The sequence below is a fragment of the Kaistia terrae genome (assembly GCF_026344005.1).
Lineage (GTDB): Bacteria > Pseudomonadota > Alphaproteobacteria > Rhizobiales > Kaistiaceae > Kaistia > Kaistia terrae.
This window is the reverse complement of the sequence record NZ_JAPKNH010000013.1, coordinates 1-25,290: the sequence shown is the minus strand read 5'-3', so window position 1 is coordinate 25,290 and position 25,290 is coordinate 1. Positions and strand designations below refer to the sequence as shown.

20 protein-coding genes are annotated in these 25,290 nt (G+C 64.2%); 15 read left to right on the top strand and 5 right to left on the bottom strand.

Annotation, left to right across the window (positions count from 1 at the left end):
• Positions 1–38 precede the first annotated feature (38 nt).
• On the bottom strand, positions 39–2,765 hold the full coding sequence (gene secA / locus OSH12_RS23385) for a preprotein translocase subunit SecA (protein ID WP_266346049.1): 2,727 nt from the start codon (positions 2,763–2,765) through the stop codon (positions 39–41).
• Positions 2,766–3,073: 308 nt separating this feature from the next.
• Here secA and OSH12_RS23380 point away from each other — a divergent pair, with 308 nt between their 5' ends.
• The 5 genes from OSH12_RS23380 to OSH12_RS23360 all read left to right on the top strand — a co-directional run bounded on the left by OSH12_RS23380 (position 3,074) and on the right by OSH12_RS23360 (position 6,843).
• On the top strand, positions 3,074–3,991 hold the full coding sequence (locus OSH12_RS23380; RefSeq protein ID WP_266346048.1) for a peptidylprolyl isomerase: 918 nt from the start codon (positions 3,074–3,076) through the stop codon (positions 3,989–3,991).
• 171 nt (positions 3,992–4,162) lie between these two features.
• Positions 4,163–5,395 carry a bifunctional glutamate N-acetyltransferase/amino-acid acetyltransferase ArgJ gene (gene argJ, locus OSH12_RS23375; RefSeq protein ID WP_266346047.1) on the top strand — a complete coding sequence of 411 codons (1,233 nt, stop codon included), beginning with the start codon at positions 4,163–4,165 and terminating at the stop codon, positions 5,393–5,395.
• 1 nt (position 5,396) lies between these two features.
• The gene (locus OSH12_RS23370; protein ID WP_266346046.1) at positions 5,397–6,149 is read left to right on the top strand and encodes a GNAT family N-acetyltransferase; all 753 of its coding nucleotides are present in this window, start codon (positions 5,397–5,399) and stop codon (positions 6,147–6,149) included.
• A gap of 19 nt (positions 6,150–6,168) precedes the next feature.
• Entirely contained in the window at positions 6,169–6,573 is a 405-nt protein-coding gene (mutT, locus tag OSH12_RS23365; protein ID WP_266346045.1) for an 8-oxo-dGTP diphosphatase MutT, read from the top strand.
• A gap of 90 nt (positions 6,574–6,663) precedes the next feature.
• Positions 6,664–6,843, top strand: a complete 180-nt coding sequence (locus OSH12_RS23360) for a Flp family type IVb pilin (RefSeq protein ID WP_266346044.1) — start codon at positions 6,664–6,666, stop codon at positions 6,841–6,843.
• Positions 6,844–6,847: 4 nt separating this feature from the next.
• Here the strand turns inward: OSH12_RS23360 and OSH12_RS23355 are convergent, their stop codons facing one another.
• Positions 6,848–7,711 (bottom strand): methyltransferase domain-containing protein, encoded by an 864-nt coding sequence (locus OSH12_RS23355; RefSeq protein WP_266346159.1) that lies wholly within the window; start codon positions 7,709–7,711, stop codon positions 6,848–6,850.
• 86 nt (positions 7,712–7,797) lie between these two features.
• Here OSH12_RS23355 and OSH12_RS23350 point away from each other — a divergent pair, with 86 nt between their 5' ends.
• Genes OSH12_RS23350 through OSH12_RS23335 form a run of 4 tightly spaced genes read left to right on the top strand, consistent with a single transcriptional unit; the run spans position 7,798 to position 10,220 of the window.
• Complete coding sequence (locus tag OSH12_RS23350; RefSeq protein ID WP_380225629.1) at positions 7,798–8,583, top strand: ComF family protein; 786 nt, start codon at positions 7,798–7,800, stop codon at positions 8,581–8,583.
• A gap of 37 nt (positions 8,584–8,620) precedes the next feature.
• A complete protein-coding gene (gene grxC / locus OSH12_RS23345) occupies positions 8,621–8,878 on the top strand; it encodes a glutaredoxin 3 (protein WP_266346042.1) in 258 nt (85 codons plus the stop codon).
• 39 nt (positions 8,879–8,917) lie between these two features.
• On the top strand, positions 8,918–9,769 hold the full coding sequence (locus OSH12_RS23340) for a carbon-nitrogen hydrolase family protein (protein WP_266346041.1): 852 nt from the start codon (positions 8,918–8,920) through the stop codon (positions 9,767–9,769).
• A gap of 16 nt (positions 9,770–9,785) precedes the next feature.
• A complete protein-coding gene (locus OSH12_RS23335) occupies positions 9,786–10,220 on the top strand; it encodes a DUF1178 family protein (RefSeq protein ID WP_266346040.1) in 435 nt (144 codons plus the stop codon).
• 29 nt (positions 10,221–10,249) lie between these two features.
• Here the strand turns inward: OSH12_RS23335 and ubiG are convergent, their stop codons facing one another.
• Entirely contained in the window at positions 10,250–11,008 is a 759-nt protein-coding gene (gene ubiG / locus OSH12_RS23330; protein WP_266346039.1) for a bifunctional 2-polyprenyl-6-hydroxyphenol methylase/3-demethylubiquinol 3-O-methyltransferase UbiG, read from the bottom strand.
• A 278-nt stretch (positions 11,009–11,286) separates the two neighbouring features.
• Here ubiG and OSH12_RS23325 point away from each other — a divergent pair, with 278 nt between their 5' ends.
• From OSH12_RS23325 to clpB, 6 genes are all read left to right on the top strand, one after another.
• Positions 11,287–12,540, top strand: a complete 1,254-nt coding sequence (locus tag OSH12_RS23325; protein WP_266346038.1) for an aspartate kinase — start codon at positions 11,287–11,289, stop codon at positions 12,538–12,540.
• Between the two features lie 164 nt (positions 12,541–12,704).
• On the top strand, positions 12,705–14,972 hold the full coding sequence (gene ptsP / locus OSH12_RS23320) for a phosphoenolpyruvate--protein phosphotransferase (RefSeq protein WP_266346037.1): 2,268 nt from the start codon (positions 12,705–12,707) through the stop codon (positions 14,970–14,972).
• A gap of 5 nt (positions 14,973–14,977) precedes the next feature.
• A complete protein-coding gene (prfA, locus tag OSH12_RS23315; protein WP_266346036.1) occupies positions 14,978–16,048 on the top strand; it encodes a peptide chain release factor 1 in 1,071 nt (356 codons plus the stop codon).
• Positions 16,045–16,917, top strand: coding sequence for a peptide chain release factor N(5)-glutamine methyltransferase (gene prmC / locus OSH12_RS23310; RefSeq protein ID WP_266346035.1), 873 nt, complete (start codon positions 16,045–16,047; stop codon positions 16,915–16,917). The genes prfA and prmC overlap by 4 nt, the downstream gene beginning before the upstream one ends.
• 452 nt (positions 16,918–17,369) lie before the next feature.
• The gene (locus tag OSH12_RS23305) at positions 17,370–18,707 is read left to right on the top strand and encodes a DUF4167 domain-containing protein (RefSeq protein WP_266346034.1); all 1,338 of its coding nucleotides are present in this window, start codon (positions 17,370–17,372) and stop codon (positions 18,705–18,707) included.
• A 265-nt stretch (positions 18,708–18,972) separates the two neighbouring features.
• A complete protein-coding gene (clpB, locus tag OSH12_RS23300) occupies positions 18,973–21,573 on the top strand; it encodes an ATP-dependent chaperone ClpB (protein ID WP_266346033.1) in 2,601 nt (866 codons plus the stop codon).
• 103 nt (positions 21,574–21,676) lie between these two features.
• Here the strand turns inward: clpB and catB are convergent, their stop codons facing one another.
• Both catB and OSH12_RS23290 read right to left on the bottom strand, forming a co-directional pair.
• A complete protein-coding gene (gene catB / locus OSH12_RS23295; protein WP_266346032.1) occupies positions 21,677–22,312 on the bottom strand; it encodes a type B chloramphenicol O-acetyltransferase in 636 nt (211 codons plus the stop codon).
• A 193-nt stretch (positions 22,313–22,505) separates the two neighbouring features.
• Positions 22,506–24,656 (bottom strand): M23 family metallopeptidase, encoded by a 2,151-nt coding sequence (locus OSH12_RS23290; RefSeq protein ID WP_266346031.1) that lies wholly within the window; start codon positions 24,654–24,656, stop codon positions 22,506–22,508.
• Positions 24,657–25,290 lie beyond the last annotated feature (634 nt).

The window sequence follows — 25,290 nt, the reverse complement described above, 5'->3', positions numbered from 1 at the left end:
GTCTGCTCCAAGCGGGATCGCTCAGAAGGCGAACCGCCTCAGGCCAGCTTGCCGTGGCAATGCTTGAACTTCTTGCCCGAACCGCAGGGGCAGGGGGCGTTGCGCTGAAGGCGGCTCCAGGTCGTCGGATCGTTCGGATCCACGCCAAGGGCCTCGAAGCCGGCGGCAGCGTCCGCATTCTCAAGCAGCGGCCGGTCGTCGAACTCGTTTTCGCCGGTCAACGGATCGAGATGCAGGGTCTGCAGGCCGTCCATGTCCAGCTCATCGGGAGCCAGCGGCGGCGACTGCATGATCTCGACGCGCATCATCTGCGCCGTGACCGCTTCGCGCAGGTTCTGCAGCATCGCCTCGAACAGCTCGAACGCCTCGGTCTTGTACTCGTTCAGCGGGTCGCGCTGGGCATAGCCGCGGAAGCCGATGACCTGGCGCAGATGGTCGAGCGTGACCAGATGCTCGCGCCAGAGGTGATCCAGCGTCTGCAGCAGCACGGCCTTTTCGACTTGGCGCATGACCGTCGGCGAGAAACGCTCGGTGCGGGCGGCGGCGGCTTCGTCGCCGGCCTTCTGCACGCGTTCCAGCACTTCGGCGTCGGCAATGCCTTCCTCGGCCGCCCACGCTTCGATCGGGAGGTCGAGATTGACCGCCGTCTGCAGCGCCTCGTGCAGGCCCTTGGCGTCCCACTGCTCGGGATAGGCCTTTTCGGGGATGTGCTTGGCGACCAGGTTGGCGATCACTTCCTGGCGCATGTCGTCGACGGTGGAAGCGACGTCTTCCTCGGCCATCAGCTCGATGCGCTGGTCGAAGATGACCTTGCGCTGGTCGTTCATGACGTCGTCGTACTTGAGCAGGTTCTTGCGGATGTCGAAGTTGCGCGCCTCGACCTTCTGCTGAGCCTTTTCGAGCGCCCGGTTGATCCAGGGATGGACGATCGCCTCGTCTTCCTTGAGGCCGAGCTTCTGCAGCATGCCGTCCATGCGCTCCGAGCCGAAGATACGCATCAAATCGTCCTGCAGCGACAGGAAGAAGTGCGAATGGCCGGGGTCGCCCTGACGGCCGGAACGGCCGCGCAGCTGGTTGTCGATGCGGCGGCTTTCATGCCGCTCGGTGCCGATGACGTAGAGGCCGCCGGCGGCGAGCGCCTTGTCCTTGAGGACAGCGATCTCGGCCTTGATCTCTTCGATGCGGCGATTGCGCTCGGCCTCGTCCTGGACGTCGCCCAGTTCGCGCTCGATGCGCATTTCGAGGTTGCCGCCGAGCTTGATGTCGGTACCGCGGCCGGCCATGTTGGTGGCGATCGTGACGGCGCCGGGCGCGCCGGCCTGGGCGACGATATAGGCTTCCTGCTCGTGGTAGCGCGCGTTCAGGACCTGATGCGGCACCTTTTCCTTCACCAGCAGCTCGGCCAGCAATTCCGACTTCTCGATCGAGGTCGTGCCGACGAGGACCGGCTGGCCACGCTGGCTGCAATCCTTGATGACGCGGATGATCGCCTTGTACTTCTCGTTGGCGGTCCGGTAGACCTCGTCGTCATCGTCGATACGCGAGACGGGGACGTTGGTCGGGATCTCGAGGACCTCGAGACCGTAGATGTCCATGAACTCGGCCGCTTCCGTCTGCGCCGTACCGGTCATGCCGGCCAGCTTCTCGTACATGCGGAAATAGTTCTGGAAGGTGATCGAGGCCAGCGTCTGGTTTTCCGGCTGGATCTTGACGCGTTCCTTCGCTTCCAGCGCCTGGTGCAGGCCTTCCGAATAGCGGCGGCCCGGCATCATGCGGCCGGTGAACTCGTCGATGATGACGACTTCGTCATCCTTGACGATGTAGTCCTTGTCGCGCTGGAACAGGCGGTGCGCGCGCAGGCCCTGGTTGATGTGGTGGACGACGGTGACGTTCTCGACGTCGTAGAGCGAGTCACCCTTCAGCAGGCCCGCCTCGGTCAGAAGCTGCTCGAGCTTCTCGTTGCCGGCTTCCGTGAAGTTGGCGGTGCGCTGCTTCTCGTCGATCTCGTAATCTTCCGGCACGAGAGACGGAATGAACGCATCGATCGTCGAGTAGAGTTCCGAGCGGTCGTCGAGCGGGCCGGAGATGATCAGCGGCGTGCGCGCTTCGTCGATCAGGATCGAGTCGACTTCGTCGACGATCGCGTAGTGATGCGGGCGCTGGACCATCTGGCCGAGCTCGTACTTCATGTTATCGCGCAGATAATCGAAGCCGTACTCGTTGTTGGTGCCGTAGGTGATGTCGCAGGCATAGGCCGCGCGGCGCTGGTCGTCGTCGAGGCCATGCACGATGACGCCGACCGACAGGCCGAGGAAGCGATAGAGCCGGCCCATCCATTCGGCGTCGCGCGAGGCGAGGTAGTCGTTGACGGTGACGACGTGGACGCCCTTGCCGGTCAGTGCGTTCAGGTAGACGGCCAGGGTGGCGACGAGCGTCTTGCCTTCGCCGGTCTTCATTTCTGCGATGGCGCCGTCGTTCAGCACCATGGCGCCGATCATCTGCACGTCGAAATGACGCATGCCGAGCGCGCGCTTGGCGCCTTCGCGGACGGTGGCGAAGGCGGGGACCAGCAGGTCGTTGACCGACTTGCCGCCGGCGATCTCGCGCTTGAACTGTTCCGTGCGGGCGCGGAGCTGGTCGTCGGTGAGTGCCGACAGCTCGGCTTCCAGCGCATTGATTTGCGCGGCTATCGGTCGATAACCCTTGACGCGGCGGTCATTGGCCGAGCCGAAAAATTTGCGCGCAAGCGAACCGAGACCGGCCATGGGTCATCCTTGATGTTGGAGCCGGGCCGCCCGAAGAAGGCGAGGGGGCGCCGGGTTCTTGTTGTCGGCAGCGATACTTATGCCGCGACGGAGGTCGGAAACCGTTAGGCGCGCCGTTACCTCACACGTCACAGCGTTCTGGACGCCGAGTTCCGAGACAGATAAGAGGGGGCACAATGGTTGTCAACGTGGACGACCCGCGGTTCCGTGCCTGCAAAATGCCGGAATTGCAGAGGATCCACGCACTTGATCGTGAGGAACACGCAATGCTCTTCACTTCTCTCTCCGTAATGGAACAGGACAAGTCCATGATGTCTCGTGTCTCATCTTCCCTTACGGCCCTGCGCGGGCCGGCTCTGGCCGTGTTCGGCCTGATGGCGCTGGCGCTTCCCGCTTCCGCCCAGGATGCAGCGCCGGCCGCAGCCCCCGCCGCCGCTCCGGCTGCCGCGCCGGTCGATCCGACCACCGTGCTGGCGACCGTCAACGGTCAGCCGATCACCGAAGCCGACCTGACGCTGGCCGGCGACGACTTCGCCGAGGAACTCGCCAAGGTTGCTCCCGAGCAGCGCCGCAAGGCCATTCTCGACGTGCTGATCGACCTGCGCCTGATGGCGACCGCCGCCGAGAAGGACGGTCTCGACAAGTCGGAAGAGTTCCAGCGCCGCCTCGCCTTGCTGCGCGCCCGCGCCCTGCGCAACGAGTTCTTCCGTGCCAAGGTCGATCTCGGCGTGACCGACGAAGCGGTCCAGAAGCGCTACGAGACCGAGGTCGCCAAGATCGTTCCGGCTGAGGAAGTCCACGCCGAGCACATCCTGGTCGAGACCGAGGACGAGGCCAAGGCGATCATCAAGGATCTCGACAAGGGCGGCGACTTCGCCAAGCTCGCGGCCGAGAAGTCGAAGGACCCGGGTTCCGCCAAGATGGGCGGCGATCTCGGCTTCTTCACCAAGGGCAAGATGATCAAGGAATTCGAGGACGCGGCCTTCGCGCTCGAGCCCGGCAAGTACACCGAGAAGCCGGTCAAGACCCAGTACGGCTTCCACGTCATCAAGTCGGTCGAGAAGCGCAAGCAGCCGCTGCCGACCTTCGACCAGGTCAAGGATCAGGTCCGCCAGCTCGTGCTGCGCGACACCTTCGTCGAGACCGTCGAGGGCCTGCGCAAGGAGAGCAAGGTCGAGATCGTCGATCCCGTCCTGAAGGCAGCTCCGTCGCAGCCGGCGCAGTAATCGCCGTTACCGCCAGGTTAACGGATCGCTAACGGAAGGGCCGGACATTGTCCGGCCCTTTTCGCGTTTCAGGATCGCGGCAGAACCGCCGGGCGATCGTGAAACGGCTTGCGCGTGACAGGCGGTTCGGGCAGAGGGATGGCCTCATTTGCCCGAAACAGCCGAGGCATCATGTCCACTGCCGTCTCCCCGCTCGCCGTCCCCTTTCCCGACATGCCGCCGATCGAAGGCGTTCGCTTCGCGACCGCCGAGGCCGGCATCAAGTACAAGAACCGGCTCGATGTCTTCCTGGCGCTGTTCTCGGCCGGAACGACGGTCGCCGGTGTCTTCACCCAGTCGAAATGCCCATCGGCCCCGGTCGACTGGTGCCGGGAATCGCTGAAAAGCGGTACGGCACGGGCGCTTCTGGTCAATTCCGGCAATGCCAACGCCTTCACCGGCAAGAAGGGTCGCGAGACCTGCGGCCTACAGGGCGAACTGGCGGCCAAGGTCGCGGATTGCCGCCCGGATGAAGTTTTCCTCGCCTCGACCGGCGTGATCGGCGAACCGCTCGACGCGCAAAAGTTCGCAGCCGTCCTGCCGGATGCCGCTTCCCGCGCCGCCAGCGGCCCCTGGATCGACGCGGCCCGCGCGATCATGACCACGGATACGTTCCCGAAGGGGGCGACCCGTCAGGTCAAGCTCGGCGCGGCTACGGTCACCATCAACGGCATTTCCAAGGGCGCCGGCATGATCGCCCCTGATATGGCGACCATGCTGTCCTTCGTCGCCACCGACGCCGCCATCGCCGCTCCGGTGCTGCAGGCGCTGTTGTCGAAGGGCGTCGTCGGCAGCTTCAACTCCGTCACCGTCGACAGCGACACCTCGACCTCCGACACGCTGCTGCTGTTCGCCACCGGCAAGGCCGCCAATGCCGAACTGATCACCGACGCAGCCGATCCGCGCCTGGTCGATTTCGCGCTCGCGCTCGATGCCGTTCTCCTCGACCTCGCCACCCAGGTGGCGCGTGACGGCGAAGGCGCGCGCAAGCTGATCGAGGTCCGCGTCGTTGGCGCCGCCTCTGACTCGTCCGCCAAGCGGATTGCGCTGTCGATCGCCAATTCGCCGCTGGTCAAGACGGCGGCAGCCGGCGAGGACGCCAATTGGGGTCGCGTCGTCATGGCCGTCGGCAAGGCCGGCGAGCCTGCCGATCGTGACAGGCTGTCGATCTCCTTCGGCGAAACCCGCGTCGCCTTCGAGGGCGAGCGCGACCCGGCCTATTCGGAAGCGGTCGCCTCGGCCTACATGAAGAACAAGGAAATCGTCATCACCGCCGAAATCGGTCTCGGTGAAGGCAAGGCCACCGTCTGGACCTGTGACCTGACCAAGGAATATGTCGCGATCAATGGCGATTACCGGAGCTGATGTGACAACACTGCCGTCGATCCTGGGTATCGAAGCCGCCTGCCTTTCAGCATGGCCCGCCGTTGGCACCGTGCATGACGGTGCCTGGATCTGGCGCTTCGCCCATGGCTATTCGAAGCGCTCGAACTCGTTCCAGAGCCTTGACCCCGAGGATGACGACGAGGCCGAGCGCCGGATTGCGTATCTGGCGGGGCTCTCGACAAGCCATGGCATCGAGCCGGTATTTCGCGTGACCCCGCTGGCCGGGCCGCGCGTGATCGATGCGCTCAATCGTGCCGGTTGGGCGGCGTTTGACGAAAGCTGCGTTCTGGTCATGGATCTGGAGGGTATCGAGTTCGAGCCGGCGGGCGACGTGCGGTTTTTCGAACCGACCGATCCGCGCTGGTATCGGGCTCAGTCGACCTTGAGCCAATCGACCGGCAAGACCGTCGAGACGTTGAAGATCCTGCTCGGACTGATCGCGCCGGAAGCGCGCGGTGTCGTCGTCTATGCCCCGGACGGATCGCCGGCCGCCGCGGCGCTTGCGGTTAATTCCGGCGGTATCGGCGTCTATCTGAATGTCATCTCCGACAAGACGAAGCGTCGGCAGGGTTATGGCGCGGCGGTGATGCGGGCGGCGTTGAACTGGACGAAGGAAAACGGCGCCCGTGCGGCGGCGATCCAGGTCACGTCCGACAATGAGCCGGCGATCCGGCTCTATGAGTCGCTCGGCTTCGTCGAGCAGTATCGCTATCACTACCGCCGTCCCGCCTGATCCCCGTCGCGAGGTTTCGATGACACGCCGCCTTCTTCTCGTCGTCGCCTGCGCGCTCGTCGATCCGGACAACCGCATCCTGATCGCCCAGCGTCCGGAAGGAAAATCGCTGGCCGGTCTCTGGGAATTTCCCGGCGGCAAGGTCGATGCTGGCGAGAGCCCGGAAGAGGCGTTGATCCGCGAGCTTCGTGAGGAATTGGGCGTCGAAACCAAGACGGCCTGCCTCGCGCCGCTGACTTTCGCCAGCCACAACTATGATGATTTCCACCTGCTGATGCCGCTCTATGTCTGCCGGCGCTGGACCGGCTTTCCCCGCAGTCTCGAAGGGCAGAACCTGAAATGGGTTCGCGCCAAGGCGCTGCGCGACTATCCGATGCCGCCGGCCGACGAACCTTTGATCGCGCCGTTAATCGAGCTTTTATGAGTTTAGGCGAGCTTGTGGGCTGAAGGCGCCGCGTTTGGTGGCGCCGAAGGGATAGCGGGATGTTGCCGCTGTCCGGGCAAGGCACTGTCGATGAACGCCGCCGCTGGTCATTCCCTGCTACGTTTTTTGCGCGCCCGCCGTGGGCCGATCGCGCTCGAATATGGCCTGATCATCGGCGTCATCGTGCTGGCGCTGATCGCCGTGACTTTCACCAGCGGCGGGATCGTGGCGCTTTACGAACGGGTCGCTGCGATGGCCTGGCAGGCCTGAGCGCCTAATCCGGCGACCCCTCTCTCTCCTTCCGCGCGGCTTCGAGCGCATCAGCGAGCCGTAACTTGGCAGAACCCGGCTTGAGTGGTTTCTGCTGGCTTTCATGTGGCGACCAGCCCGAGAGCGCGATCACTTCGAAAGTAGCCCGGATGCGCCCGTCGGCATCGGCGTATCGCTCGGCATAGAGCGTGGCGGCACGGGCCAGGATGGGGCGCGTGAGCGGGCGCGGATCGCGGGCGACGAGTGCGTTGGTCGCCCCCATGGCTCGCAGGTCGCGCATCAGATGAAACAAGCTGTCATATCGCACGATGAGGCGATCGGTATCCGTCACCGGCAAGGCGAAGCCAGCGCGCTGCAACAGCGCGCCGATATCGCGAACATCGGCGAAGGGGGCTACACGTGGGGCTGCGCCGCCGCGAATGTCGCTTTCCGCCTCGGTCAGAACGGCGCGCAACTCCTGCAAGGAGTCGCCGCCGATGAGGGTGGCCAGCAGCAGGCCGTCCGGCTTCAGCGCCCGTTTGATCTGCGCCAGCAGCCCCGGCAAATCATTGACCCACTGGAATGACAGGGCGCTGATGGCAAGGTCGACCGAGCCCGGCTCCAGCGGCAGACCCTCGTTTTCGTCCAGGCGGACGCGCCTCACCACACCGCCTTGGCCCCGTTCGCGGAGCGCGGCGGCAAGCGCGGGCGTAAGATCGCCGATATCCACTGCCTGTTCAAAATGGCGGTTTACCGTCGAAAGGCGGTCCATCAGGTCTTCGATGGTGCGGGCAAGCAGGAAATCGCTGCCCGGAACGGCCAGCCTTTCGGCGCGGGCGCGATGCAGATCGAGCAGGCTTCGGTCGAAAAGTGTGGGGGCGCCGGCCATGAGACAGCCTTCCTGATGGATGTGTTGGCGGCGGTTATGGAACCCACCGTCCTTCCGGTCAAAGCCGTTTTGCATTACGTTACGGCATGCACGAGTGCGCTGCGGTCGACAAACCGACTTTCCTGAATTCTCTCCAGGCGCGCGCAAGCGCTGTGGGGCGGCTTCTGGTTGGCCTCGCTTTGCCGCCGGCCTGCATGGCCTGTAGCCGGCCGGTGGCGGCGACCGGGGCGCTCTGCGCGACCTGCTGGAGCCAGTTGCGGCTGATCGAACGGCCCTTCTGCCAGCGGCTCGCTATTCCCTTCGGATATGATATCGGCCCGGAAGCGCTTTCGGCCGAGGCGATCGCCGATCCTCCGCCCTTCGGTCGATTGCGCGCCGTCGCTGTCTATGACGATTTTTCCGGCCGCATCGTGCAGGCGTTGAAATATCATGATCACACGGAGCTTGCCCGGTCGCTCGGTGCGATGATGATGCGGGCGGCGGGCGACATTACCGTAGACGTGGACGTCGTGGTGCCGGTTCCGCTGCATCCGCGCCGGCTCTGGCAGCGGCGCTTCAACCAGTCGGCCATGATCGCGGCGGAGATCGCAAAGGGACTGGAAAAGCCGCATGGCTCCAATCTGGTAGACCGGATCAAGCCGACGCGCCGACAGGTCGGGCTGAAGGCGACCGAGCGCGCGGCCAACGTTCAGGGCGCATTTCGGGTGTCGCCGGAGGCGAAGGCGAAACTCGCTGGCCGCCACGTACTTCTGGTCGATGATGTGTATACGACCGGGGCCACGGCGAAGGCCGTGACACGAGCGCTTCTGCGCGGTGGAGCGGCGGGCGTCGATGTCGTCGTCTTCGCGCGGGTTGTCGAAGGGCTAGGCTGAAGCCTATATAGGCGGCTCCCTTTCATCAGGATTGCACATGGCCGAAGTGATCATCTACACCCGGCAGGCCTGCGGATATTGTTCATCCGCCAAGCGCCTTCTGGAAAACAAGGGCGTTGCGTATGTCGAATTCGACGCCACCGGCAAGCCGGAACTGCGCCAGGAAATGATCGGACGCGCCCAGGGGCGCTCGACCTTCCCCCAAATTTTCATCGGCGCGACGCATGTCGGCGGCTGCGACGACCTACACGATCTCGACGCCCAAGGGCGTCTGGATATGCTGCTGGCGTCCTGACGGCCGCCATTTCCATTCAGACAATCAAGGAGAGAGCCGATGACGAGCTTCAAAGCGGCTTGCGTCCAGATGCGCAGCGGGCGCTCGGTGGCAGCGAACGTCGATGACGCCGAAGCTCTGATCCGCGCTGCGGCAGCGGCCGGCGCTGGGTATGTGCTGACACCGGAAATGACGACGATCCTCGACCGCGACAAGGAAGCGCTTCTTGCCTCGATCGGCCCGGAAGAGATCGACCCGTCGCTGCAGCGTTTTCGCGAGATCGCGCGCGAATTGGGCATTCATCTCCATATCGGCTCGATGGCGATCAAGCTCGCAGACGACCACATCGCCAATCGCTCGTTCCTGATCGCGCCGAACGGCGCCATCATCGGGCGCTACGACAAGATCCACATGTTCGATGTCGATCTTTCCGGCGGCGAGAGCTATCGCGAATCGGCGACATACCGCGCCGGCGACACGGCGATCGTCGCTGACCTGCCGTGGACGAAGATCGGCCTGACGATCTGCTACGACGTGCGCTTCCCCGCCTTGCACCGGACGCTGGCCAAGGCCGGCGCATCGATCCTCGCCGTGCCTGCCGCCTTCACCAAGAAGACCGGCGAGGCGCATTGGCATGTTCTGCTGCGTTCGCGTGCCATCGAGACCGGCTCCTATATCGCGGCAGCGGCGCAGGCTGGCCATCACGAGGACGGCCGCGACACCTATGGCCACAGCATGATCATCGATCCGTGGGGCAAGATCCTGGCCGAGGCGGACGATCAGCCTGGTTTCATCATCGCCGAAATCGATCCCGCCTTCTCCGCTTCGGCGCGCCTAGCCATTCCGGCGCTCGTGAATGCGCGGGATTTCGCCCTGCCCGAGATGCCTCAGGTTGGCAGCTTCGCGATCTGACCCCCATATAGACGTCATGATCCGATACAATCTCGTCTGTACGGCCGGGCACGACTTTGAAAGCTGGTTTCGCGATGCGGCTGCCTTTGACAAGGCAGCCAAGGCGCGTGCTGTAACGTGTCCCGAATGCGGGACCAGCGATGTCGTGAAAGCCTTGATGGCGCCGTCGGTTGCGACGGCGCGCAAGCGCGAAGCGGCGGCCGTCAAGGTCGCGGCGCCCGATCCGCGTCAGGTCGCCATGGTCGAAATGATGCGCAAGCTGCGCGAGCATGTGACCGAAAATGCCGACTATGTCGGCGGCAAGTTCGCCGAGGAAGCGCGCAAGATCCACTATCAGGAGGTCGAGGCGCGCGGCATCTATGGCGAGGCTTCGCCGGAAGAGGCCCGCTCGCTGATCGACGAGGGCATCGATTTCCTGCCCTTGCCGACGCTTCCCGAAGACGGCAACTAGCCGGACGCCGGTATCTTCGGCCGTGCTGGTTAGCGGCGTACGGCCGACAGCATGTAGTTCACGTCCATGTCGGTTGACTGGCTCCACTGGTCCCGCAGCGGATTGTAGACAACGCCGGTCTCGGCCGAGAGGTCGAGGCCGTTTTCCGCCAGCGCCGCCGTGAGCTCCGAAGGACGCACGAGCTTGTCGTAGCTATGTGTGCCACGCGGCAGCCAGCGCAGCACGACTTCCGCGCCGAAAATCGCCAGTGCCCAGGCTTTTGGCGTGCGGTTGATGGTCGAGAGGACCATGAGCCCGCCTGGCCTCACCATCGCCGATGTCTCGCGGATGAAGAGCGGTAGATCGGCGACATGCTCGACGATCTCCATGGCGAGCACGATGTCGAATCGTTCGCCGGCAGCGCCCAGCGCTTCGGCCGTCGTCGCCCGGTAGTCGATGTCGAGGCCGGCTTCGCTCGCATGCAGGGATGCGACGCCGATGTTGGTTTCCGACGCATCGGCGCCGATAACGGTCGCGCCAAGTCGCGCCATCGGTTCGGAAAGCAGGCCGCCGCCGCAGCCGATATCGAGCACGCGAAGACCCTGGAGCGCCTTCGGATCCTTGCCGTCGCGGCCGAACAGGCGCGCCGCCTCTTCCTTGATGAAGCCGATGCGGATCGGGTTCAGCCGGTGCAACGGCGCGAACTTGCCGTTCGGCGCCCACCATTCGCTGGCGATCGCGGAGAAATGCGCGATTTCGTCCGGATCGACCGTGGTGCCTGGATCGAGGGTGGTGCTTGCGGCTGACATGGGCGGCTCCTTCTGCGGCGAACGTCGTCGTCACGGGGTGTGAAGTCAAGGCGGCGGTCGCCCGCTTCGATGTCGCGTGCGTCGGGCCTCGAGCCTCGGTCGGTTGTTTTCGACGTTGTCCCACCCCATTCCCAAGGCTTGGCGCTGGTGGGGCTCCGTTGCCGTTGCGGCTTCTTTCCGAAGCCGCTATGAAGGCGCCCGTCCGGTTGTTCTTGTTAGCCGGAACTCCTTCAATCTCTTCCGCACGATCTGCGGAAACTGCCCTTCAAAGGTTGCTGATGGCCCGGCTGGTGATGAAGTTCGGCGGAACCTCCGTCGCCGATATCGATCGCATCCGCATTGTGGCTCGTCACGTCAAACGCGAGGTCGATGCGGGTTTCCAGGTCGCCGTCGTGGTTTCGGCCATGTCCGGCAAGACCAACGAACTCGTCAATTGGACGCGCGCCGCGGCGCCCATGCACGATGCGCGCGAGTATGACGCTGTCGTGGCCTCCGGCGAGCAGGTGACGTCCGGCCTCCTGGCAATCGCGCTGCAGGAAATGGGCATCAATGCTCGCTCCTGGCAGGGCTGGCAGATCCCGATCCGTACCGATGGCGCCCATGGCGCCGCGCGGATCGTCGATATTGACGGCTCGCGGTTGATCGAACGGCTGGAGCAGGGTCAGGTCGCGGTCGTCGCAGGGTTCCAGGGCATCGGCCCCGACAACCGCATCGCGACACTTGGCCGTGGCGGCTCCGACACGAGCGCTGTCGCAATCGCCGCTGCGATCAAGGCCGATCGCTGTGATATTTATACGGACGTCGATGGCGTCTACACGACCGATCCCCGCATGGTGCCGAAGGCCAAGCGCCTCGACCGCGTCTCGCATGAAGAAATGCTTGAGATGGCGTCGCTGGGCGCCAAGGTGCTGCAGGTGCGTTCGGTCGAACTGGCTATGGTGCATGGTGTGCGGACCTTCGTGCGGTCCAGTTTCGTCGACCCGGAAGATCCGCGTCTCGCCGATCCCAACAATCCCCCAGGCACCCTTATTTGCGACGAGGACGAGATCGTGGAAAAGCAGGTTGTTACCGGTATCGCCTACGCCAAGGACGAGGCTCAGATCTCGCTCCGCGAAGTCGCCGATAAGCCGGGTGTCGCCGCCGCGGTGTTCGTGCCGCTGGCCGAGGCCAACATCAATGTCGACATGATCGTGCAGAACGTCTCGGAAGACGGCACGACCACCGACATGACCTTCACCGTGCCGACCACCGATTTCGATCGGGCCTGGAAGGTGCTGGAGCAGGCGCGCGATTCGATCGGCTATACCAGCGTGCAGGGCTCGCGCGACCTGACCAAGGTCTCGGTGATCGGCATCGGCATGCGAAGCCATGCCGGCGTCGCCGCTTCCGCCTTCAAGGCGCTGGCCGGCAAAGGCATCAACATTCGCGCCATCACGACGTCGGAGATCAAGATTTCCATCCTGATCGACGCGCCGTATACCGAGCTCGCAGTGCGGACGCTGCATTCGCTCTATGGGCTGGATGCTGCCTGATCAACAGGCTTTTCGACCCGACGAAACAGCATTTTACCTTCTGCCTAACTCGTGCCACGACTAGGTAGGAAAGCATGCGGGGAACCGGCCGAATCGGTCGGTTGCCCAAGACGGATTTCGGTGGTCGGAACCCGTCACAGCTCTCAAATTGCGGAAGGCGGACCATGCGGGGGTCACTCGCCGGGCCGCGCGTCCTGCTCCGTCGCCTGCGCGAAATCATGGCGGAGCCGATCAGCGCGCAAGACCGGCTCGACAAGATCGTTGCCCAGATCGCGGCCAACATGGTGGCCGAGGTGTGCTCGGTCTATGTGTTGCGCGCCGACGACGTTCTGGAGCTTTACGCAACCGAAGGCCTTAACCGTTCGGCGGTCCACCATGCTGGCCTGCGCGTCGGCCAGGGCCTGGTCGGCCTGATCGCCTCCGAGGCGCGTCCGCTCAATCTGCAGGACGCCCAAAGCCACCCCGCCTTTGCCTATCTCCCGGAAACGGGCGAAGAAATTTACAACGCCTTCCTCGGCGTGCCGATCTTGCGCGCCGGCCGGACGCTGGGCGTCCTCGTCGTGCAGAACCGGGCGCATCGCACCTATTACGACGAAGAAGTCGAAGCGCTGCAGACGACGGCGATGGTTCTGGCCGAGATGATCGCGGTCGGCGAACTCCAGGGCCTCGCCCGGCCCGGCACCTCGCTCGACGTCAAGCGTCCGCTCTCGCTGAAGGGCACGCCGCTCTCCGATGGCATTGCGCTCGGTCATGTCGTGCTGCATGAGCCGCGCGTCGTCGTTACGCAGTTGATTGCCGAGGATACGGACAAGGAAAGCCAGCGGCTGGAACAGTCGATCGCCAACCTGCGCCTTTCGGTCGATGACATGCTCTCGCGCGACGATATCGCGCCGGCGGGCGAGCATCGCGACATTCTCGAAGCCTATCGCATGTTCGCCTATGACCGCGGCTGGGTTCGCCGCATGGACGAGGCGATCCAGAACGGGCTTTCCGCGGAAGCCGCCGTCGAGAAGGTGCAGAGCGATACGCGCGCCCGCCTGCAGCGCCAGACCGACCCGTATCTGCGCGAGCGGCTGCACGATTTCGACGATCTCGCCAACCGGCTCCTGCGCGAGCTGATGGGCAAGTCGCACGGACCTGATGGCGCCAGCCTGCCCAAGGACAGCATCATCGTCGCGCGCAACATGGGCGCGGCCGAACTGCTCGACTATGACCGCAGCCGTGTGCGCGGTCTGGTGCTGGAGGAGGGCGGGGCGACCAGCCACGTGACGATTGTCGCGCGCGCGCTCGGCATCGCCACCATCGGTCGCGCTGCCAACATCGTCTCGCTGGTCGAAAACGGCGACGCGATCATTCTCGACGCCGAGAGCGGCGAGGCCCATGTCCGGCCGCCAGCCGACGTCGAGGCCGCCTATGGCGAAAAGGTCAAGTTCCGGGCCAAGCGTCAGGCGCAATACAGGCTCCTGCGCAACAAGCCGGCGGTCACCCTTGATGGTCATCGCGTCTCGCTCAACATGAATGCCGGCCTGCTGGTCGACCTGCCGCATCTCGCAGAGGCGGGCGCCGAGGGCATCGGCCTCTTCCGCACCGAGCTGCAGTTCATGGTCGCATCGACCATGCCGAGGATGGATGAGCAGACCACGCTCTACGCTGCCGTGCTGAAGGCCAGCGGAAATCGGCCGGTGACGTTCCGCACGCTCGATATCGGCGGCGACAAGGTGCTGCCCTATATGCGGATGCAGCCGGAAGAGAATCCGGCGCTCGGCTGGCGGGCGATCCGCCTCGGCCTCGATCGTCCTGGCCTGCTGCGCATGCAGTTGCGGGCGCTGTTGCACGCGGCGGCCGGTCGCGAATTGCGCGTCATGCTGCCGATGGTCACCGAAGTGAGCGAGATCCGCAGGGCTCGCGCCTTGCTGGACCGTGAGGTCGCGCAGTTGCGGCGACATGGCCACAAGGAGCCGACGCGGATCCTGCTTGGCTCGATGCTGGAAGTTCCGGCTCTGCTGTTCCAGCTCGATTCACTGATGGAGGCCGTCGATTTCGTCTCGGTCGGTTCCAATGATCTGCTGCAATACATGACGGCGAGCGACCGGGGAAATACCCGCGTCGCCAGCCGCTTCGATGCGTTGTCGCGCCATTTCCTGCGCACGCTTCGCATGATCGTGGAGGCGGCGGACCGGCATGAAAGGCTGGTCACGCTTTGCGGCGAAATCGCCAGCCGCCCGCTCGCGGCGATGGCGCTGACCGGCATCGGCTTCCGTTCGCTCTCTATGTCGGCGGCCTCGATCGGCCCGGTCAAGGCGATGTTGCTGGCCCTCGATGTGGCGCGGCTGAAGGCCGTGCTTGATCCCCTCCTAGCCCTGGACGATGGCGAGGACGGCGTCCGCGCGGCGCTTTCCGCCTTCGCCGAAGCCGAAGGCGTACCGATCTGACCTCCTTGCTGCCGCCCGGTCTTCCTTGGGAAAAGATCAATCATCTCGTCGCCCGCGCCGAGGTTATCGATCAGAAGCTTGCCGCCACCAGCGACGGCGCGACCTTGGTGCAATTGTCCAAGGAACGCGCCGAGCTGCAGGATATTGCCGAGGCCGTCTACCGGATAAAGGCGGCGCTTTCCGAGCGCGAGGCGTTGGACGATCTCGCCGGCGATCCGGAAATGGCGGCGCTTGCCGAGGAAGAGCGCGGCTCGCTCGAAGCGCAGATCGACGCGCTGGTCCAGGAAATCCGCGTCCTGCTGCTGCCACGCGATGCGGCCGACGAAAAGAGCGCCATTCTCGAAATTCGCGCCGGCACCGGCGGCGACGAGGCGGCTCTGTTCGCGGGAGATCTCTTCCGCATGTATCAGCGCTATGCCGCGCTGCATGGCTGGCGCGTCCAGGTTCTCTCGGAGAGCGAGGGCGAGGCCGGCGGCTACAAGGAAATCATCGCCGACGTTACCGGCAAGGGCGTGTTCGCGCGCTTCAAGTTCGAGTCCGGTGCGCACCGGGTCCAACGCGTACCGGCGACGGAGGCGAGCGGTCGCATCCATACCTCGGCCGCGACTGTCGCCGTGCTGCCCGAGGCGGAAGATGTCGACATCGACATCCGTCCCGAAGACATCAAGATCGACACGACCCGCGCTTCCTCTGCCGGCGGCCAGCACGCCAACACGACGGATACGGCCGTGCGCATCACGCATATTCCGACAGGAACCGTCATCGTCGTGGCGGGACGCTCCCAGCACCAGAACCGCGCCCAAGCGACGCAGATTCTGCGCGCCCGGTTGTTTGACCAGGAGCGCGAGCGCCTTTCGTCGGAACGCGCGGCCGATCGCAAGGGCCAGGTTGGGTCGGGCGATCGTTCCGAGCGTATCCGCACCTATAATTTCCCGCAGGGTCGCGTCACCGACCACCGCATCAACCTGACGCTCTATAAGCTCGATGCGGTTATGGCCGGCGAGGCGCTCGACGAGATCATCGAGCCGCTGATCACCGAGCATCAGGCGGGCCTGCTCGCCGCGCTCGATTCATGATTGGGGCGGCCGCTACGCTTGGGGCGGCGCGCCGTGCCGCGGCGAAGCGGCTGTCCGCGGGCTTGGGCGCCGATGCGACCCCGGCGCTGGATGCCCGGCTGCTGATTGCTTCGGCCCTCGGGATGGCGCCGGATCAACTTGTTCTCGTCGATGACCGGACGCTGTCGGAGCCGGAGATCCACGCTATCGACGTGGCGATCGAACGGCGGCTTGCCGGCGAGCCGGTCGCGCGGATTATCGGCGAGAAGGAGTTCTGGGGCCTGAGCTTCCGCCTCTCCGACGCCACGCTGGTGCCGCGTCCGGATACCGAGACGCTGGTCGAGGCGGCGCTTGCCTGGATCGACCGCACCCATGGTCGTGACGCGCCCTTGCGCATTGTCGACATCGGCACGGGCAGCGGCGCGATCCTGATCGCGCTCTTGAGCGCCCTGCCGCAGGCGCGTGGCGTCGGCATCGATCTATCCGAAGGCGCGGCGCGCACAGCCCGGGAAAACGCCCAGCGGCTCGGATTTTCCGATCGCAGCGTGTTCATTCAAGGCTCTTGGTCGGCCAGTTGTTGCCCGGTGGATGTAATCGTCTCAAATCCGCCCTATATACAACGTAACGTCATTCAGAGCTTGGATCGGGAGGTCAAGGACCACGATCCAATGCTGGCACTGGACGGGGGTGACGACGGTCTCGATGCCTACAGGGAGATCCTTCGGGACCTCGACCGGGTGATGCAGCCCGGAGGCGCGGCGTTTTTCGAAATTGGCTACGATCAGGGTGACGCTTTGGGCTCGCTCGCACGGCTTGCCGGCTTCGAGGGTGTAATTCATCCCGATCTCGCCGGTCATGACCGTGTCGTCGAACTGATCCGGCAAAATTGATCGCGCTCGGTAGTGGCTCGGAGGCTAAACTGAATAATCCGCTTGGAAATCGGCCGGGAAACGGCTAGTTTCCGAGCAGCCGCAGATGGAATGATGTGTCTCCCGTACGTTGAAGCGAAAGCCACGATCGGGAGCGCCGCGGCAAAGGCCACCAGATTGGCCATGAGGGTCGTATCGGGGGAGATCGACCGGCTCTGGTAACCTTGAGCGTCATCTCTACTCGGCACGACACGAATTCCCAGGACGCCCCGCTCCGGCGGTGGCCAGGTCGCCTCAGGTCTCAAGACTGGACGTTGGGCTGCCTTGTTCCGCGGAAGAGTGACGATCGTTTTCGCCGGTCCCGGCGTTTCGAGCTTCGGCTTGGGGCGACCCGATCGACGGATTTGTCCGGCCAGCGTTTCGCTTCGGCCGAAGAGATTTTTTGACCTTGTTGGTCCCGGAAGAGAAAATTCATGAGACAAGGACAGCAGAACAACAATAACAATAACAAGCGGATGCGCGGGCGGAACAACAACAGCAATAACAATAACAGCAACCAGAACCGCAAGGGCCCCAACCCGCTTACCCGCTCGTTCGAGAGCAATGGTCCGGATGTGAAAATCCGCGGCACCGCTCTCCATATCGCGGAGAAGTATGTGACGCTGGCGCGCGACGCACAGTCGTCGGGCGACCGGGTGATGGCCGAAAGCTATCTGCAGCATGCCGAGCACTATTTCCGCGTCATCGCCGCCGCTCAGGCGCTGAATCCGCAGAACTCCCAACAGCCGCAGCCCTCTTATCGCGCCGATCAGGACGATGAGGGTCTCGACGAAGAGGACGATCGCTTCAGCGAGCGTTTCGGTCAGGCGCACAATCAGGAGCGCGGCCAGCAGGCACAGCAGCCGCGTGAAAACGACGGCAATGTCGGGCCGAACGACCCGCAGCCCTATGTCAACGGCTCCCAGGACGCTGGACAGAATGGCGAGGCTCGCGAGGGTTCGGAACGTCAGGACCGTCCCGATCGTCAAGACCGTCAAGACCGCTCGAACCGTCAGGATCGCCCGGATCGCCAGGATCGCTCCGAGCGTCCCGCGCGCGCCGATCGTCAGGATCGTGGCGACCGTCAGGATCGGTTCGAGTCGCGTTCGGATCGTAACGAGCCGCGTACCGATCGCAATGAGCCGCGCGCCGACCGCCCCGACCGGACGGAACCGCGTGCCGATCGGCCGGAGCGCAGCGAACAGCGTGCGGATCGCCCCGAGCGTCAGGATCGTCCGGAACGCACGGATCGCCAGCCGCGTTCGGATCGCGGCGAGCGCCGGGATCGTGGCGACCGCTCGGATCGCGGCGATCGCAACGAGCATTCGCAGCTGCCGCGTTTCGTAACGGGCGAGCCTTCGCCGCAGCCGGCTGTTGATGTGCCGCAGTTCCAGCCCGCCGCCGAGCCTGTCAGGCCGGCAGCTGTTCAGGCACCGGCAGCCGTTCAGGCAGAGGTGGTTGAGGCCGTGAAGGTCGAGCCGGTCGTTGTGGCTGCCGTTGTGGCGGATGTCGCTCCCGCATCACCCGCGCCGACCCGTGCGCCGAGGAGCAACGCGGCCAAGGCCGGACGGGCTGCCGCGGCAGAAGCCGCTGCGGCTGCGGCCGCTGAAGCGGCTCCGAGCCTCGACCTCGGCACCGAGGGTTCTGCCTCGGCCGACGAGGAGGAGTTCCGGCCGCGCCGTCGTCGCACTACCCGTGCGCGGGCTCGCACGGGGGACGATGAGGCCGCATCCGAGCCAGCTTTGGCCAGCGAACCGGCTGGCGACGAGTAAGTCGTTCCACCTCCAAGACCAATAAAACGCCCGGGCCAACGCCCGGGCGTTTTGCTTTCGGTGTCAGGTCGCGGGCCGAACCGCTAACGTCTCCGATGCAATCTGCGCGTTAAATTTTTTGCTGCCGCCCCTTTCTGTTGCTGCATTGCAACACCATATCCTCTTCAGGCGGCAGGCCAAGCTTGGCTGTCGCCGGACGCAGGTCCATATTCGAGCGGCCCATTCGCGCCTTCGGGGCGGTGGGACCGGGTCAGGAGGCACAGACATGAATTTCGATAATTATTCTGAGCGCGCGCAGGGGTTCATCCAGTCGGCGCAGACGCTCGCCATGACACGTGGCAATCAGCAGTTCACCCCCGAACATCTCTTGAAGGTTCTGCTCGACGACGAGGAAGGTCTCGCCGGCGGGTTGATCGACAGCGCGGGGGGCAATTCCCGCCAGGCGCTTGCCGCGACCGAGCTCGTGCTCGATGCGATGCCGAAGGTCTCCGGCGGCGGAGCGGGTCAGCTCTACCTCGCGCCTCCGCTTGCCAAGGTTTTCCAGCAGGCATCCGATCTGGCCAAGAAGGCCGGCGACAGCTTTGTCACTGTCGAACGGCTGCTGCTGGCGCTTGCGCTGGAGAAAGATTCCAAGACCGCAAACATCCTCAAGGATGCCGGTGTGACGCCGGTCAACCTGAACCGCGCTATCGAAGCGCTGCGCCAGGGGCGGACCGCAGATACGGCGGGCGCCGAGGGTCAGTATGACGCTCTTAAGAAGTATGCCCGCGATCTCACCCAGGTGGCCCGTGACGGCAAGCTCGATCCGGTCATTGGCCGGGATGACGAGATCCGCCGCACGATCCAGGTTCTGTCGCGCCGGACCAAGAACAATCCGGTCCTGATCGGCGAGCCGGGCGTCGGCAAGACCGCGATCGCGGAAGGCCTGGCGCTTCGGATCGTCAATGGCGACGTACCGGAAAGCCTGAAGGATAAACGCCTTCTCGCCCTCGACATGGGCTCGTTGATCGCCGGTGCGAAATATCGCGGCGAATTCGAGGAACGGCTGAAGGCCGTGCTCTCCGAAGTCACCGCGGCAGATGGCGGAATCATCCTGTTCATCGACGAGATGCACACGCTGGTTGGCGCCGGCAAGGCGGATGGCGCCATGGATGCGTCGAACCTGTTGAAGCCGGCTCTGGCGCGCGGTGAGCTTCACTGCGTCGGCGCCACGACGCTCGAAGAATACCGCAAGCATGTCGAGAAAGACGCGGCTCTTGCTCGCCGGTTCCAGCCGATCTTCGTCGGAGAGCCGACGGTCGAGGACACGATCTCGATCCTGCGCGGCATCAAGGAGAAGTATGAGCTGCACCATGGCGTGCGGATCACCGACTCCGCGCTTGTCGCCGCCGCGACCCTGTCGAACCGCTACATCACCGACCGGTTCCTGCCGGACAAGGCGATCGACCTGATGGACGAGGCGTCGGCGCGGCTGCGCATGCAGGTCGATTCCAAGCCGGAAGCGCTCGATGAACTCGATCGGCGCGTCATCCAGCTCAAGATCGAGCGCGAAGCGCTGAAGAAGGAGACGGACCAGGCTTCGAAAGACCGGCTCGAGCGGCTGGAAAAGGAGCTGACGGACCTCGAAGAGGAATCGTCAGCCTTTACCCAGCGCTGGCAGGCCGAGAAGCAGAAGCTGAACGTGGCGCAGAAGCTGAAGGAACAGCTGGACCAGGCACGCAGCGACCTCGACAAGGCGCAGCGCACCGGCGATCTGGCGAAAGCCGGCGAGCTTGCCTATGGCGCGATCCCGACGTTGGAGCGTCAGCTTGTCGAGGCCGAGAAGGCGCAGACCAGCACGATGATGGAAGAGGCGGTGACGCCCGAACACATCGCGCAGATCGTCGCGCGCTGGACCGGTATTCCGGTCGACAAGATGCTGCAGGGCGAGCGTGAGAAGCTGCTGCACATGGAGGACGATCTGGCCCGGCGCGTTGTCGGCCAGGCCGAGGCGGTGCATGCCGTCTCGACCGCCGTTCGTCGCTCTCGTGCGGGTCTTCAGGACCCGAACCGGCCGATCGGCTCGTTCCTCTTCCTTGGCCCGACGGGCGTCGGCAAGACGGAGCTGACCAAGGCGGTCGCCTCGTTCCTGTTCGACGACGAGACGGCGATGGTTCGCATCGATATGTCCGAGTTCATGGAGAAGCACTCCGTGGCCCGGTTGATCGGCGCGCCTCCGGGCTATGTCGGCTATGAAGAGGGCGGGTCGCTGACCGAAGCCGTGCGGCGTCGGCCGTATCAGGTCGTGCTGTTCGACGAAGTCGAAAAGGCGCATCCTGACGTGTTCAACGTGCTGCTGCAGGTTCTGGATGATGGCCGCCTGACCGATGGTCAGGGTCGAACGGTCGATTTCAAGAACACGATCATCATCATGACGTCGAATCTCGGTTCCGACTATCTGGCGCATCTGCGCGATGATGAGGATGTCGATGGCGTGCGCGAGCAGGTCATGGCCGTCGTGCGCGGGCATTTCCGGCCCGAGTTCCTGAACCGGCTCGACGACATCATCCTGTTCCACCGTCTGAAGAAGACGGAGATGGGCAAGATCGTCGAGATCCAGCTCGGCCGCCTCGCCAAGCTGCTCGAGGAGCGCAAGGTGACGCTGGAGCTGGACGACACGGCCAGAACCTGGTTGGCCGACAAGGGCTACGACCCGGCTTATGGTGCTCGCCCGCTGAAGCGGGTGATCCAGCGCTATGTGCAGGATCCGTTGGCCGACAAGATCCTGGCCGGCGAAATCGCCGACGGCCAGCTGATCAAGATCACCGCCGGCACGGACAGGCTTCTGTTCTTGCCGCGCGGCGAGACGGCGTCGGCCGCCGCCTGATCCAGTCAGAAGACGCAGGGTGGTTTCCGCCCTGCATCCTCTTCAATGCCAGAATGGCGCCGCATGTGAATGCGGCGCCATTTTCGTTTGTTCGAAGGCTCGCCTATCCCTTTGGCTGACGCGCCCGCCAGTGCCGATGCAGCGCCACGACATCCCCCGAGCAGAGCAGGGGCATGGCCTCTCGGATCTGGTCGAGTTCCCAGTCCCACCACGTCATTTCGAGCAACATGGCGATCGTCTCGTCCGCGAAGCGTTTGCGGATTGGCCGTGCCGGATTGCCGCCCACGATCGTGTAGGGCTCGACATTCTTCGTCACCAATGCCCGGCTGCCGATCACGGCGCCATCGCCGATACGGATACCCGGCATGATCATTGCCTCGGCGCCGATCCAGACATCGTGGCCGATCACCGTATCGCCGGCTGGGCGATGGGCGTCGAGTGCATCGGCAAACGCCGGCTCATCCGGCAGGTAGAAGAACGGGAAGGTCGAGACCCAGTCGTTCCGATGGCCCTGGTTGCCAGCCATCATGAAAGACGCGCCGGTTCCGATCGAACAGAAGTTGCCGATCACGAGCCGGTCGACATCGGTTAGATAGGGCATCAGGAAGCGGGCGCAATCATCGAACGAATGGCCGTGATAGTAGCCGGAATAGTAGCTGTAGCGGCCGACAACGATATTGGGATTGGTGACCTGCTCGATCAGCGGCTTGCCCAGAAACGGGCTCTCGAAATAATTCATGGCGATGTCCATGCCGGTGCGGCTGCAGACATCGTCGCAGCGGCGCACCCCAGAAACGGAAAGTCGCCTCAGATGAGGCGGATGACAGATTGAGCCGGCTGCCGCGCCGTTCGGCGTGGCAGCCGGGCTGCGGCTGTCATCTGTCGCTTTCTGGTAACATCGCGCTTTCCCGGGACTGGCTCCCGATCCGTATCTAGTTGGTGGCTTCGACGTCGGCGCTGATCGCGGCAACCTTGGCGCTGGCCGGCATGCCGATCAGCGTGTCGATGCGCAGCTTCTCCTGCTTGAAGGCCGTCAGCATCTCGCCCTGGAGCACGCGACCGCGAGGCAGGCGCACGCGAAGCGGATCAACCGGCTTGTTGTTGATGCGCACTTCATAGTGCAGATGGGGACCGGTGGAGAGACCGGTCGAGCCGACATAACCGATCAACTGGCCCTGACGAACTTTGGCGCCTGGAACGATTCCCTTGGCGATGGCCGACTGGTGACCGTAAGCCGATTCATAGCCGTTGGTATGCCGGATGAGCGTGAAATTGCCATAGCCCGAGCTCCAGCCTGCCTTCTCGACCGTTCCGTTGCCGGCGGCGAGAATCGGCGTGCCACGCGGCGCGGCCCAGTCGACGCCCGGATGCAGGCGCGTATAGCCAAGGATCGGGTGCTTGCGATAGCCGAAGTTGGAGCGAAGAACGCCGCCATTCATCGGCTTGCGGACGAGGAACTTCTTGGCGCTGCGGCCTTCCTCGTCAAAATAGTCGACGACGCCATCATCCGGCGAGCGGTAGCGATAGTAACGCTTGATCGCGCCATCGAGCGTGATGGCCGCGTAGAGAATTTCCTCGTCGTCCTCGGCGCCGCCGGATTCCGGCAACGAGTGGAATACTTCGAGCGTGTCACCAGGGGCGACGCGCGACTGGAAATCGACGTCATAGGAGAAAATGTGAATGAGCTCCGTGATCAGCGGAGCCGGGATCTTCTGTTCCAGCGCGGTCTCATAGACGGCCTGATAGAGACGCGGCATCGGGCTGTTGTCGATCGGCGCCGGCTCGGCCATTTCGAATTCATCGGTCGAGCTTTCCGGCTCGTCGGCGCGCACGAAAGTGTCGTCATCGCGCCGGGCAACAGTCGCCTGGTGCGAGCCCTCGTCATAGATCGAGACGCGCATCGGCCGCGATGTCTCGCCTTCCGATGAGAAGAGGATGCGGACCTTCTGGCCAGCCTGCAGGTCCGACAGATCCATCAGATTCGACATGGCAGACAGGATATTCGTCGCCTCGCTGGCGGCGACGCCATTCTCTTCGAGGACTTCGTCAAGCGTTTCCTTCTTCTCGACGACGGCGACGCGCTCATCCGAGGGAATGGCCGGGCCGGTCTTCGACACGAAGGAGACGTTTTCCGGCACAATGCGTACGCCAAGTGCCGAGAAGGGATCTGTGCCGCTTTCGTCGAAGGAGAAGCGATCGGGATCGACATACGGCATGGCCGCGATCTGGATGCCATTGGAAAGCGTCGGCTCAATCGAGGCGCGGGCGACCTGCTCGGCCTCGTCGGGACTGAAGCTGGGCTCTTCCGCCTGGGGGGCTTCGTTGATCGGGAAGTCGCTGACCTTGATCGATACCTCGCCCTCGACATTGGCGCCGTAGATCTGTTCCTGCTCAGTGCCAACGGCGATCACATTGGCATCGCCGCTCTTGTCATCGTCGGGGGCATCGCCGCTGCCGCCCTCAACAATCAGGGCGTCGTCGCCACCGTCGCCCGATGCGCCCTCGTCTTCGATGACGCCGAGCTTTTCGGTCGCGGTTGGCGCGGGAGTATCCGCGCCCTTGTCTCCGCCCCGGTTGGCGGCGGCTCCGGCGACGATCTTGGCCGGGTCGTAGGCCGGCACGTCGTCGCTGAGCGCGGTAATGGTTGTCGCGATCGAAGTCGCGATGCGGGCAAAGGGCTTCAGCTTGATGAGGTCGCGATCACCCTGCTTGGTGACGGTCGAAACCTGGACGACCTGGCGGTCGGAAGCGGGTTCGCGGGCAGCGCGTATGCGATCGCCCTTCGAACCGTTGGTCGCCGGGACATCGCCGCCGGCTTCGGAGGCGCGCACGGCGCGGCCGACTTCTGGGGGAAAGGCAAGCTGATGACGGCCATCGAGCGCTGCCATCAGGGCGCCGCCCATCAATATGGTGGAGGTAAAGCCGGTGAGGACCGTTCCCGTCAGCCATCGAATGCTGACGCTGCGCCGTTGCGGAACACCTTCGCGGGTGTCGCCGACCGTCAAAGGCGGCTCACGGCCAAGGTCGATCCTGGAGCCGTGCGTCCCTCTTGCTGGCGCGCCGCCGCGCGTCGATGCCTTCACGGTTCCGTATTCTCCCCGTCGCCGGCAGAATTCGCACTGCCTGTCATCTGATCCTGGAGCCTGCCCCGCGTGACGAAGGAATTTGCCGTTCGCGGCGGCTCAAGTCAACGAAGCGGACGCATTTGTCAGGCGAGCTTGCCCGCTGTCTATCATGCCGTTGCGCATGGCACCGGCCAAACCGAAGCAGCGCCGCCATTGCCGTCTCCTGAAGTCGCCCCTTTTCGTGTCATCAATATGGCTGGCAGGCCTTCCTTGGCACGGAGTGCAGAAGAGGGAAGAGGGAAGAGGGAAGAGGGAAGAGGGAAGAGGGAAGAGGGAAGAGGGAAGAGGGAAGAGGGAAGAGGGAAGAGGGAAGAGGGAAGAGGGGGCTCTCCTCCTGAGCGATTGCCCGGATCCCGTCGTGCCAAGCGGTATCGGTCCAATTCCGGGGCTCCGCCCTGCCTTCGAGTGAAGCACGGTCCGGCCCTGACTTCGGCGCGATCGGTTAACGAAAATTAATACATTTCAATGCGTTACAGAATTCGGCCTGTTCCTGCCGGTTCGCCGGGCATTGGAGCCGGCTTATCCACATGGCTGGATCCTAGGCAGTGGTCGCTGCTGGAATTGTTCGAATTAATCGTTGACGCCCCGGTCT